A 12,544-nucleotide genomic window follows, 5' to 3' on the forward strand; every position below is an offset into this window, starting at 1 on the left:
TCAGGTGATCTTGACCATGGGGGATAGCGGTGCGGTTTCGTGTGCTCGGCCCGCTGGAAGTCGTCGCGGGTGGCCGCTCGGTGGGACTCGGAGGGATCAGGCAGCGCGCGACCCTCGGGTTCCTGCTGCTGAACACCAACCGGGTGGTGGCCAGCAGTGAACTGATCGAGGCGCTGTGGCCCGGCGGCAGATCTCCGCAGTCGGCCCGCAAGATCCTGCAGAACTCGGTCTGGCGGCTGCGCCGCCTGCTCAGCCTCGCCGAGGGCGAGGAGGAGGACGAGGGCGAGAGCGAGGACGGAAGGGCGGGCGGGAGCGGCGCGGCCGAACTGCTCAGCCAGCCGCCCGGCTACGTGCTGCGCACCGAACCGAGCCTGACGGACCTTCACATGTTCCGGAGCCTGGTCGAGCAGGGCCGCGCGGAGCTGGCGGCCGGCTCGGCGGGCGCCGCGGTGCCGCTGCTGCACCGGGCGATGGACCTGTGGCGCGGACCGGCGCTGGCCGACCTGGTGGAGACCGGCGTCGACTGGCCGGAGCTGACCTCCATCCAGAACTCCCGACTGGACGCCCTGGAGGACTACTTCGAGGCGGAGCTCACCTGCGGGAACCACCAGCGGGTGCTGGTCCGGCTGGAACAGGCCGTCGCCACCGAACCGCTGCGCGAACGCCTGCTGGGCCAGCTGATGCTGGCGCTCTACCGCTCGGAGCGGCAGAGCGACGCACTGGACGTCTACCACAGCGCACGGACCACGATGGTCGAGAAGCTCGGCCTCGAACCCGCCCGGGCGCTGCAGTCACTGCAACGGGCGATCCTCGCCCACGAACCGGCGTTGATCCCGGCCGGCATGCGCCAGCACATCGAACTGCGCATGACGCCGGTGCCCCAGCCCCGCGCCGACCGGGTCCTCCAGGCGGTCGGATCCCGGTCGCTGGACGTGTGCTTCGCCCCGGTGGAGCCGGCGCTGCCGGGTCTGTCCGGCACCCGCGTCCTGCTGGAGCCGCCGTGCGACGACGAGCGCGTGCCCGTCCTGCCGCGGGTCTCCGAGCGTCGGGACGTCAACGGGCACGGGCCCGGGGACGTCAACGGCCGCGGCGACGTCAACGGCCGTGCGGACGTCGGCGGGCGCGGGGAGGCCGGGGGGCGCGGGCCCGTCAGCGAACGCAAGGACGTCAGTGTCCTCATCGTCCGGGCCCAGCTCACCCCCGAACTCCACGACGTCGAACCGACGGTGGTGGACGAGGCGCTGGAGCGCATGACGGCGGTCATCCGTGAGGAGGTCGAGTGCCTCGGCGGAACGCTCGCCGCCTCGATCGGCTCGATCTGGCTGGCCCTGTTCGGTGTGCCCCACGTCGGTGAGGAGGACGCGGAGCGCGCGGTGAACACGGCGCTGACGGTCCGCGACCGCCTTTGCACACCGACCGACCCGGCGCTGTCGGCCGCCGTCCGCGTCGCCGCGGTCCAGATCGCGGTGGCCACCGGGGAGGCGCTGGTGCGCCACGACCCGGGGCGGGGATCCGTCCCGCCCTCGGTGACCGGCGCCCTGCTGGACGAGTGCCAGACCCTGCTGGAGCACAGCCGGACCGGTGAGATCCGGGTCTGCGAACGGACGCGCCGGGACACCGAGTTCGCGATCTCCTACCGGCGCGGCGGCGAGGCCGGCGGCTGGCTGGTCGGCGGGCTGCGGCAGGAGTACTCGGCCCTGCACGCCGTCCCGATGGTCGACCGCGAGTACGACCTGGACGTGCTGCGCAGCCTGATGCAGCGCACCCGGCACCAGGGCACGCCGCACCTGGTCACCGTGCTGGGGGCGCCCGGCATCGGCAAGACCAGGTTCGTCATGGAGTTCGAGCGCAGGGTCGCGGCCAACCCGGAGTCGGTACGGCTGGTGGTGGCGCGGACCCACGCCTTCGGCGGCCATCCGCTGGAGGTGGTGCGCGACCTGCTGCTCTCCTGCTGCGGGATCCTGGCCAGCGACTCCGGGACGGCCGCGGTGGCCAAACTCACCGGCACCGTCGAACGGCTGGTCGCCTCCCCGGAGGAGTGCCGGCAGCTGGTCGCCCGGCTCGCCCGCCTGGTGGACCCGGACCCGGCCGCCTGCACCGGCTGGCTGGCGACCGGCGAAGTACTGGAGGCCGTCCGGCAGTTCCTCACCCGGGCCGTGGAACAGGGCCCGCTGGTGCTCGTCGTCGAGGACCTGCACTGGGCCGACGACGAGGTGACGGACTTCGTCCAGCACCTCACGACGTCCGTCGGGGCGCTGCCGCTGCTGGTGATCGCCACCGCCCGGCCGGAGCTGCTGGCCCGCCGCCCCGGGTGGGGCGGCGGGATCCGGCACAGCGTCACGCTGGTCCTCGAACCGATCTCGGACGCCGCCATCGACCGGCTGATCGAGTTCCTGATGTCCACCGCGGACAGCGGGCTGAAGAACTCGGCGGGCGAGCTGCTGGCCGCGCTGAAGGAGGCGGCCGGCGACGAACCGGCCGTCCGCCGCGACCAGTTGCGCCGGATCCTGGCGTCCGGCTCGGCCTCGCTGCGCGACGAGCGGTGCAGCGGCGGCAACGGCTGGCACTCCGCCCCGCCTCAGCTGTACGTGGTGCGCTCGGACCAGGCCCGGTAGCGGGGCGCCGGAAAACGGGAGGACCGGCGGCGGACAGGTGTCCGCTGCCGGTCCTCGTCACGCGGTCAGAACGCGAACGCCGAGCGGTAGGCGGTGGGGTTCGCCGCGTGGCCGACGATCGGCGGCCAGCTCGACGAACCCGGCGTGGCGGCGGCGTTCAGGGTCGGCGAACCGGCCGCCCGCAGGCCCGACTCCACGGCGCCGTCCATGTAGCCGCTCCACCCGTTCGCGATGTCTCCGCCGGCGAACTTGACCCGCCCGTGCGGCTGCTGGATCTGGTGGAACAGCGTGGTCAGCTGGAACGGCTGACGGAAGGCCCCGGCCCCGAGCGAGAACTCCTCGGTGTCCCAGTCGGTGGCGGTGTAGTCGACCAGCTCCGCCTGCGGGACGACCTGCTTGACGGCGGCCTCGACCTTCGTGCGGTCGTTGACGTCGAATCCGGGCTGGATGGCGAACGCCACGACGTGCTGGCCGTCGTTGAGCCGGCCCATGATGCAGATCGGGTACCCCTCCGGTGCCTCGGCGACGAAGCGGCCGGCCGGCTGCTTGAGATCCAGCCAGATCTTCCGCTCGTGCGGCACGCCGATCCCGGCGGTCGAGGCCAGCCGGTGCGGCTCGGGCAGCGGCGGATCGAAGGTGATGGTGCGCCAGACGTTGACCGGCACGGCCAGGATCACCTCGGGCGCGGTGAACTGCTCGCCGGCCCGGGTGGTGACGCGCGCCTCCGTGCCCTGCTGGACGATCGAGGCGACCGGGGAGTTGAGCCGGACGGTGGGCGCGGCGTCCGTGAGGATCGCGTTCAGCAGGGACACCGTGCCGTTCAGCGGCCGGTAGGTGTTGACGTTGTGGAACCCCTCGAAGGTCCCGCCGGCCAGCGCCCACCACTGCGCGAGGTGGGAGTACGCCCCGCGCTTGCTGGTGCCGCCGAACAACGAGGTGGTGCTGGTGAGCCGGATCTCGTCGGCGGGCGCGTAGTTGAGCTGGTCGAGGCGGTCCCGCAGGGAGTAGCGGTCGGCGTCCTGCAGCAGGTCCTGGCGGGTCAGCGGCTCGAAGGGCTTCGGGAAGAGGGTGGTCGCGCCCGCGAAGTACTGGGTGAACAGCTGGGCCTGGCGCTGGTAGGCCACCGTGGCGTCGTACTCCTGGAAGCCGGTGAGGGTCGGCAGGATCACCCGGTCCGACCACTGATCGGCGGTCAACGGCACCTGGTACCGCGCGAGTTCACGCCAGACGTGGGGCTGCGTCGGGTCGACCCAGGTGCCGCCGCGCTCGATCTGCTGGCCGCGGAAGGTGTCCGTCCAGGTCCGGCCGCCGATCCGGTTGCGGGCCTCCAGCAGGAGGACCTGCTTGCCCTTCGCCCGCAGCTCGCGGGCGGCGGTGACACCGGCCAGGCCGGCGCCGACGACGATCACGTCGAACGCCGTCCGGCCGCCCCCCTCCGCCCAGGCCGAGGGGGCGACGGCGGCGCCCGCCGCGGTGGCGAGCGTGGCGGCGCCGGCCGCCTTCAGCAGGGTGCGCCGCGGAACGCGCGGCACGGAACGGTCGAGGCCGGCTCCCGCGTCGGCGGAGGTCGGTATCCGGCCACGATCGGTGGTTCTGCTCACGATTCTCCTTGAGGTGTACACAGGCCTCGGGGCCTTGCGCCCCACCGGCCCGGCGGTTCGCCGATCGGCGAATGAACTCCCTTGTGGCTCAGGCCTGTTGGGAGAGCGCCGGAGCCGAGGTTGCAGGCTCAACGTAACCGAGCGGCGGCGATTTTCGGTCACCCGCAGGTAACCGCCGGACGGCCGCCGGGCTCCTCGTTCCGGTAACCGCTGTGACGGAAGGGGCTGAACGGGCGCGGGGCAGGAGTGGAACGTGAGACGGAGGAGTGGAACGGGGTCCGGCGGGACGGCTCCCACCGGACACGGAAAAGCCTCCGGGGTACGGCTGGGCAGCCGTACCCCGGAGGCGGGAGATGACCGACGACGCCGCCGCGTCGTCGGGAGGTGCGTCAGGCGGAGGGCTTGCGGAACTGCTCGATCAGCGCCGCGTAGCCGTTCTCGGCGTGGCCGGACGCGATCGCGCGGTCGATGAACGCCTTGTAGAACTTCGGCAGTTCGGTGTTGATGCCGAGGGTCTCGCTCTCCTCGGCGAGGTGCTCGATGGCCGCCTGGTGGACCAGGTTGGTGGCGTCCCCGGCCGGGTACTCGCCCTCGTCGATCTGCGGGGCGTAGGCGGTGACGTAGCCCGTGACCACGTTGATCATGGTGTTGGCCAGCGGGGCGAAGGTGGTGGCCTTGACGTTCGCCGTCCCGAGCAGCGCGGCACCGTGCAGGAAGCTGTTGAGGACGCTCCACATGATGCTGAGCAGCGACATGTCGTAGAGCGCGGACAGCCCGTGGTCGGTGTCGAGGTAGGCGGTACCGGCCGGGCCGAGCGCCTGCAGCGTCGCCTCGTGCCGCTCGTAGGCCTCCTTCGGGCCGCTGTACAGGAGCACCGCGTTCTCGGTGGCGATGTCCGGCGGGATCGCCATGATGACGCCCTCGACGTACACGAGTTCACGCTGCGCCGCCCACTCGGCGGTCTCCCGGGCCTGGGTCGAGGTGCCCGTGGTGAGGTTCACCAGGACCTTGCCCTTGAGGACGTCGTCCAGCGGGTCCAGCAGGCCGTGGACGGCGTCGTAGTCGGAGACGCAGGCGATGACCAGCGGGCTCGCCTCGACGGCCTCCCGCACCGAGCCGGCCAGGGTCGCGCCCTGGGCGACGAGCTCGTCCGCCTTGCGCGCCGTGCGGTTCCACACCGTGGTCGGGTGGCCCGCCTTCACGAAGGCCGCGGCCAGGGCCTGACCCATCAGCCCGAGTCCGATGACCGTGACCGGTGCCTGGGCCGCGTCGGTGTTCGACATAAGAGATGACTCCCGTTCATTTTCCCTTGGGGTCGGAATGGCTCCCGCCGGCCGACCCGTTTCCAGCACGATGTCACCGGGAAGCGGGTGGCGGACAGTGGCAGAAGTGCCCGACATCGCAAAATTCCTGCCGTACACTCACCACATGAATCCTGGATCTGTGGCCATTGCGCTGATCAACGACACGGATATGCAGGTGTGCGAGGTCTACGAGACCGCGATCGCGAACGCGGTGTTCGGCAACCCCCAGCCCGATCTCGCCGATCCCTGGTACGACCTCCGGTTGTGTTCGATCGGCGGCCCCTCCGCCGCCGAGGCCCGGGGGTTCTCGGTGCGCACGCCGCACGGCCTGGAGGGCCTGGTCGGCGCGGACACCGTGATCGTCCCCTCGGTCCCGGACGCGGTGATCTCCCGGGGCGACCCGCTGCCCGCCGAACTCGTCGAGGCGCTGCGCGCGGCGGCCGCCGCCGGGGCCCGGATGGTCTCGCTCTGCAACGGGGCGTTCGCGCTCGGCGAGGCGGGCCTGCTCGACGGCCGCCGGGCCACCGCGCACTGGATGCACACAGCGGAGCTCGCCCGGCGCTACCCCGAGGCGGTCGTCGACGACTCGGTGCTCTACGTCGACGAGGGGCAGGTGCTCACCAGCGCCGGCATGAGCGCCGGGCTGGACCTGTGCCTGCACCTCGTCCGGCGCGACCTGGGCGCGCACGTCGCCAACCAGGTGGCCCGCCGGATGGTCGTCTCCGGCCACCGCCCGGGCGGACAGGCCCAGTTCGTCGACCTCTCCGTCCCGGTCACCGACGGCGACAGCCTCGGCCCGGTGATGGACTGGGCGAGCCGCAACCTGGACCGGCCGCTCACCGTCGACGGCATGGCCCGGCAGGCCGGGATGAGCACCCGGACCTTCTTCCGGCGCCTCCAGGCCTCCACCGGCATGACGCCGCTGAAGTGGCTGCTCAACCAGCGGCTGGCCCGCGCCCAGACCCTGCTGGAGACCACCGACCTGCCGATCGAGCGGGTCAGCGAGGCCAGCGGCCTCGGCACCGCGGCCAACCTCCGCCGGCACTTCACCCTGCACGTCGGGGTCACGCCCACCGACTACCGCCACGCCTTCGGTACGGCCCCGGGCGGGCGGCAGCGCACCCGGGCGCTCGGCTGACGGCCGCCCCACCGGGTCCGGACCCGGTGGGGCGGTGTCCCGGTCCACCGGGGCGGGGGCCGGGACACCGCCGGTCTCAGCCCTGTGGCGTGCGGGGGCCGCTCACGCCGTAGGGGTTGTCGATGACGTAGCGCCAGTTGCCGTCCTCGCCGCGCTTGAGCACGTCGATGGCGACGCCCTGGAGCCGCTCCGGGTTGCCGTCGTCGTCCTTCGTGTCGATCGTCCACTCGACGACCAGCATGGCCTGGTCCCCGGAGACCAGCGTCTGGAGCACGGTCGCGTCCACGGTGGGGCCGTGGGACAGGAACCGCCGGACGTACTCCCGCCGGGCCTCGCCGGACAGCGGCACCCCCGGGTCCCAGACGCCGACGGCGTCCTCGGTGTACATGGAGTTGACCGCGTCCGCGTCGCCGGAGTTGAACGCCTCGCCGAACAATTCCTGGTGCTGCTCGATGTCGCTCGCCAGGTACTTGGTGATGGACTCACTGGCCATGGTTCACCGCTCCGTTCTCTTCCACTCGGATGGTCGTCGGACGATGTGCTCGGGTGGTGTGCCCGCGGGCCTCGCGCTCGGGCATCGCGCTCGGGCCTCGCGCTCGGGCGTCGTGATCGGGCATCGCGCTCGGGCCTCGCGCTCGGGCGTCGTGATCGGGTGGTGCGCCGGGAACGGCGGGTTCGAACGAGGTGCCCCGACGGTGCGCTCGGATCGGCCCCGAACCGTTCTCGGCGGGAACACCGTACCGACCGTCCGGACCCGGTCCGGCAATCCTCCGGTAATCGCCGCCGACCTGCGGCGGAGAGCGGAGGATTACCGGGCCGAGACCACCGGTATTCCGGCCGGAGTTCCCGTCGTGGGCCTTTCCGGAATCAGCCGGAATTCCTCCCGGAAATCTCCCACGAGGTCTCCGCGACGTACTCGGAGAAATCGCGCGGCGGCCGCCCGAGGGCCCGCTGGACACCGTCCGACAGATAGGCGGTCTCACCCCTGCGGATGGTGTCGAAGATCTCGTTCAGGAAGCCGCCGAAGTCCCGGGGGTAGCCGCGCCGGACGAGGTGCTCGGTGTACTCCTCGCGGCTCGCGTCCACCTTGCGGAGCTCCCGGCCGGCGGCCGCGGCGATCGCGTCCGCGCAGTCGCCGAAGGTCATCAGCCGGGGGCCGGACAGCGCGTAGACCTCCCCCGCGTGGCCGTCCTCGGTGAGCGCGGCCACCGCGACCGCGGCGATGTCCTCGGCGTCCACGAAGGGCTCCCGCCCCTGCCAGTCGGGGAGCACGAGCTCCCCCTCGCGCACGTCCTCGCGCAGCAGCCGGTCCTCGCTGAAGTTCTGCGCGAACCAGGTCGGCCGCAGGATCGTCCACTGCGCGCCGGACTCCCGCACGGCGTGCTCGGCGGCGAAGATCGGCGAGTCCGCCGGCCACTGCTCCAGCGTCCGCGCCGACAGCAGCACCAGCCGGCGCACTCCGCGCCCGGTGGCGAGCGCGGCGAACTCCGAGAGCAGACGGGCCGATTCGGCGCCCTGCTCGTCCACGACGTAGACCGCCTCGACGTCCTCGACGGCCGGCGCCCAGGTCTCCCGGTCGTGCCAGTCGAAGCGCTGCGCGCCGGAACGGGAGGCGATCCGGGCCTCCCTGCCGCGCTCGGTCAGCCGGCGCGCGACCCGGCGCCCCGTCTTGCCGGTGCCGCCCAGTACCAGTACGGGTGAGTTGCTCATGTTCTCCAGTCCCTCGGAATCGGGATTCTGACGTTTCATCAGAAGCTGTGTGCGGGATCCGGGGCCCCGGCCCGCTCGACCGCCTCGACGGCGGCCACCACCTCCGGCGCGGCGAGCGCCGACGGCGGGTCCACCAGGAACACCACCCGAGCGTAGGCGGTCAGCAGCGACGGATCCTCCGCCGCCGCCGTCAACAGCCGGTCCAGGTAGGCGTGTTCCTCCAGCAGCTCGGCGCTCCGCTCCCCCTCGACGCCGGGGAAGGCCAGGTCCGCGCCGGTGGTCATGGACCAGACGTGGTCCACCGCCCGCCGGGCGAGGTCGGCGAAGAACGCGGCGGGCCGCGGCGCCCCCGGACGGGTGACGTGGTCGCGCAGCACGGTCGCGCCGAGTGCGGCGACGGTCATGCCCTGCCCGTACACCGGGTTGAAGCTGCACACGGCGTCGCCGAGCACCAGCAGCCCGTCCGGGAAGGCGGTCAGCCGCTCGTAGCGGCGGCGCAGGTTGGCGGGGAACCGGTAGGCGACCGGGTCGCCGAGCGGCTCCTGGTCCCGGACGGCCTCGTGGATGTCCGGCGCGGACAGCGACTTGAGGAAGTCCAGGAAGCCCGCCGAGTCGCTCGGCGGGTAGTCGCCGAGGATGCCGTAGGCGGTGACCACGTTGCGCCCGTTCTCGATCCGGGCGCAGATGGCGCCGCGCCCGGTCTCCGGCGCGGCGACCACGTCGATCGAGATCTCGTCGGGCATCGCCTCGTCCGGGAGGCGGAAGTACTGGGTGGCGTAGCCCACGCCGATCCGCAGCTCCTCCTCCTCGACCGCCGGGTAGCCGAGCGCCTTCAGCCAGGCCGGGGTCCGCGAGCGGCGCCCGGTCGCGTCCACCACCAGGTCGGCGGCCAGGCTCCGCCCCCGGCCCTCGGAGACCACGTTCACGCCCACCACGGCGCTGTCGTCCGGCGAGGTCAGCAGTCCGACGAGGTCGTGCCGTTCCAGTACCCGGACGTTGGGCAGCGCGCGCAGCCGGCGGCGGACCCGCTGCTCCAGGAACGGCCGGCTCATCGACAGCAGCAGCATGTCGGAGTGCGGCTTGGGCATCCGGTGGCCGTTCATGACCCAGCGGACCTGGCCGGTGACGTCGCCCGCGGCGGCGCCGTCGGAGGTCAACTCCCCGGTGATGCCCGGGAAGAACTCCTCCAGCACCTGCCGGCCGCGGGCCAGCAGGGCGTGCACGTGGGCGCCCTGCGGCACGCCCCGGCGCGGGCAGTCGTGCGCGTCGGCGCAGACGTGCTCGGTGAGGTCGTCCCGCTCCACCACCAGGACCTCGCGGTAGGAGTCGGCGAGCACCCGGGCGGCCAGCAGCCCGGCCATGCTCGCGCCCAGGACGACGGCCCGGTTCCGATCAGTTGTCCCCACGGTGCTCGCTCCTCTGCGGTGTCTGCTCTGTCCGTGCGTTCCGTGCGTTCCGTGCGTTCGGTGCGTTCCGTGCCGTGGGCGTGCCCTGCGCCGCCGGTACGACCGGGGCGGCCGGGGCGGCCGGGGCGGCCGGGGCGCCCTCCTCGGCGGCTCCGGGCTCCGGGAACCAGCCGGCCCGGACGAAGAAGTCCACGTACCTCCCGAACAGCTCCCGGTCGATCGCCGGGCAGGCGATCCCGGTGCCCTCCAGCGCCCGCTCCGTCCGGGTCACGTCCAGCGGCGGGTAGGTCGCCCTGCCGTCGCCCGCCATCAGCGCCTCGAAGGCGTCGAGCAGCGGGGTCAGCGCGTTGTGGCGGTCGGCGCGCACCCGGGCGCGCCAGTCCTCCCACCCGACCTCGGGCAGCCGGTACCCGCGGCCCCGCAGGTGGTCGACGAAGTCCGCGAAGGGCTGGGTCTGCTCGTTGAAGAGGTGGAACGTGCCGCCCGAGGCCTGCGGGTCCGCCGCCAGCGCGGTGATCGCCCCGCTGACGTAGTCGACCGGCACCATGTGGAAGGACCCGGCGAGCCGGTCGGGCACGGCGCCCGCCTGGAGCACGCCCTTGAGGCTCAGCCAGACGAAGTCCCGGGTCTGGCAGGCGCCCGCCCGCTGGTCGCCGCAGACGACGTCCACCCGGTACAGGGACACCGGCAGTCCGCGCCCGCGGGCGATCCCGATGACCTGCTCGGCCACCCACTTGCTCTGCAGGTAGCCGTTCCACAGCTCCTCGCCGGGGCCGGTCGGCGCGTCCACCTCGACCGGCAGCGCCTCGCCCCGGGGGGCGGGGAACACCCCGCTGGTGGACACCTGGTGCACCGGGACGGTCCGGTGCCGGGCGGCCAGCCGGAGCACCTCGCGGGTGCCGTCCACGTTGGCCGGCCGCAGCTCGGCGTACGGCCGCAGCCAGCTGACCGTCGCGCCGGCGTGGTAGACCACGTCCACGCGGCGGGCCAGGTCGTCGAAGTCCTCCTCGGTGAGGCCCAGGCGCGGCAGCGTGAGATCGCCGACGTGGACGGTCAGCCGGCCGCGGTCGACCTCCTCCCCCAGTTCGTACCAGGCCAGGTTCTCGTGCAGCCGGCGCTCGGCGTCGGCCCGGTCGGTGCCCCGCACCAGGCAGTGCACCCGGGCGGTGGTCGTGCGCAGCAGGTCCCGGAGCAGGAACGCCCCGAGGAAGCCGGTCGCACCGGTCAGCAGGATCTCCCGGGGGTCGACGGCCACCCGGCTGACCTCCCCGGCGGGCCGGATGGACTCGTCCAGGGTGATCTCGGCGGCGAAGTCCACCGCGGCGCGGGCCGGTTCGGGGGTGCCGGCGAGCAGTTCGGCGAACAGGTGCTTGCCGAGCGCCGCCGGCGTGGGGTGCTCGAAGACCACCGAGGCCGAGAGCCTGATCCCGGAGCCGCCGCTGAGCCGGTTGCGCAGTTCGACGGAGGTCAGCGAGTCGAAGCCGAGCTCGGCGAACGGGCGGTCCGCGCCGATGGCGCCCGGGTTCGGGTGGCCCAGCACCAGGGCGACCTCGTGGCGGACGAAGTCGAGCACGGCCTCCCACCGACCGGCCTCGGGCAGCCCCTCCAGCCGTTCGGCGAGCGAGGCCGCCGGGGCGGCGCCGTCCTGGGCGGAGGGCCGCGGCGCGGTCCGTGCCAGCGCCGCGAACACCGCCGGGACCTGGTCGGGCCGGGCGCGCAGGGCGGCCAGGTCCAGGGGACTGGCGGCGACCGCGCCGGGGCCGAGGGCCAGGGCGGCGTCCAGCAGGCCGGGGCCGTCCTCCTCGGTGACGGGCAGCAGGCCGGTGCGGGCGATGCGCTTCAGATCGGCCTCGCCCAGCTCCCCGCCCATGCCGCCCGCGGTGGCCCACAGGCCCCAGGCGACCGAGGTCGCGGGCAGGCCCAGGGCGGCGCGGTGCTCGGCGAGCGCGTCGAGGAAGGTGTTCGCCGCGGCGTAGGTGGCCTGGCCGGGGCCGCCCACCAGGCCGGCGACGGAGGAGAACAGCACGAAGGCGGACAGTTCCTGATGTGCCGTCAGTTCGTGCAGATGCCAGGCGGCGTCGGCCTTGGGGCGCAGCACGCCGGCCAGCCGCTCGGCCGTCTGGCCGGTGACCATGCCGTCGTCCCGGACGCCGGCCGCGTGCACCACCGCGGTGAGCGGGTGCCGCTCGGGGACCTCGGCGAGCAACGCGGCGACCGCCTCCCGGTCGCCGAGGTCGCAGGCGCTGATCGTCACCCGGGCGCCCAGCGCGGCGAGTTCCTCGGCCAGGGCGGCCGCGCCGGGGGCCGCCGGGCCGCTGCGGCCGGCCAGCAGCAGGTGCCGGACGCCGTGGGCGCGCACCAGGTGGCGGGCGAAGAGCGCGCCGAGCGCGCCGGTGCCACCGGTGACGAGCACGGTGCCCTCGGGGTTCCAGGGCCGGCCGGCCGGTCCTCCCGGGGGTGCGGTGCGGGCCAGCCGGGGCACCAGCACCGTGCCGGCCCGGACGGCCGTCTGGGGTTCGCCGGAGGCGAGGACGGCGGGCAGGGCCGCCGCCGAGGCCGGGTCCTCGTCCAGGTCGACGAGGACGATCCGGCCGGGCAGTTCCGACTGGGCCGAGCGGAGCAGGCCCCAGACCGCGGCCGTGGCCGGGTCGGTGGCGCCGGTGTCCCGGCCGGTGGCGACCGCGCCCCGGGTGACCACCACCAGCGGCGCGTCGGCCGCCCGGTCCTCGGCCGCCCAGCTCCGTGCGAGCGCCAGCGCCCGCGAGGCGGC

The 12,544-nt window shown here is 73.6% G+C and carries 8 protein-coding genes; 2 read left to right on the forward strand and 6 right to left on the reverse strand.

Annotated features, from left to right (window positions below; all coding sequences use genetic code 11):
* Positions 1–29 precede the first annotated feature (29 nt).
* Positions 30–2,615 carry a BTAD domain-containing putative transcriptional regulator gene (locus tag AB0E96_RS10910; RefSeq protein ID WP_359821223.1) on the forward strand — a complete coding sequence of 862 codons (2,586 nt, stop codon included), beginning with the start codon at positions 30–32 and terminating at the stop codon, positions 2,613–2,615.
* Between the two features lie 65 nt (positions 2,616–2,680).
* Here AB0E96_RS10910 and AB0E96_RS10915 read toward each other — a convergent pair whose 3' ends face one another.
* Positions 2,681–4,216 carry an NAD(P)/FAD-dependent oxidoreductase gene (locus tag AB0E96_RS10915; protein ID WP_359821224.1) on the reverse strand — a complete coding sequence of 512 codons (1,536 nt, stop codon included), beginning with the start codon at positions 4,214–4,216 and terminating at the stop codon, positions 2,681–2,683.
* Between the two features lie 389 nt (positions 4,217–4,605).
* On the reverse strand, positions 4,606–5,499 hold the full coding sequence (locus AB0E96_RS10920; protein ID WP_359821226.1) for an NAD(P)-binding domain-containing protein: 894 nt from the start codon (positions 5,497–5,499) through the stop codon (positions 4,606–4,608).
* A gap of 145 nt (positions 5,500–5,644) precedes the next feature.
* Between AB0E96_RS10920 and AB0E96_RS10925 the strand changes: the two genes are divergently transcribed.
* A complete protein-coding gene (locus AB0E96_RS10925; RefSeq protein ID WP_359821229.1) occupies positions 5,645–6,658 on the forward strand; it encodes a helix-turn-helix domain-containing protein in 1,014 nt (337 codons plus the stop codon).
* 76 nt (positions 6,659–6,734) lie between these two features.
* Here the strand turns inward: AB0E96_RS10925 and AB0E96_RS10930 are convergent, their stop codons facing one another.
* The 4 genes from AB0E96_RS10930 to AB0E96_RS10945 all read right to left on the reverse strand — a co-directional run.
* Positions 6,735–7,151: a nuclear transport factor 2 family protein gene (locus tag AB0E96_RS10930; protein ID WP_359821231.1), complete on the reverse strand. Its 417-nt coding sequence runs from the start codon at positions 7,149–7,151 to the stop codon at positions 6,735–6,737.
* A gap of 374 nt (positions 7,152–7,525) precedes the next feature.
* Positions 7,526–8,368, reverse strand: a complete 843-nt coding sequence (locus AB0E96_RS10935; protein ID WP_359821233.1) for an NAD(P)H-binding protein — start codon at positions 8,366–8,368, stop codon at positions 7,526–7,528.
* A gap of 38 nt (positions 8,369–8,406) precedes the next feature.
* Complete coding sequence (locus AB0E96_RS10940; RefSeq protein ID WP_359821235.1) at positions 8,407–9,774, reverse strand: FAD-binding monooxygenase; 1,368 nt, start codon at positions 9,772–9,774, stop codon at positions 8,407–8,409.
* A partial coding sequence (locus AB0E96_RS10945) for a thioester reductase domain-containing protein (RefSeq protein WP_359821237.1) occupies positions 9,761–12,544 on the reverse strand: 2,784 nt, incomplete at its 5' end. The genes AB0E96_RS10940 and AB0E96_RS10945, both read right to left, overlap by 14 nt.

Origin of the sequence: Kitasatospora sp. NPDC036755, from assembly GCF_040636595.1 — a bacterium.
GTDB lineage: Bacteria > Actinomycetota > Actinomycetes > Streptomycetales > Streptomycetaceae > Kitasatospora.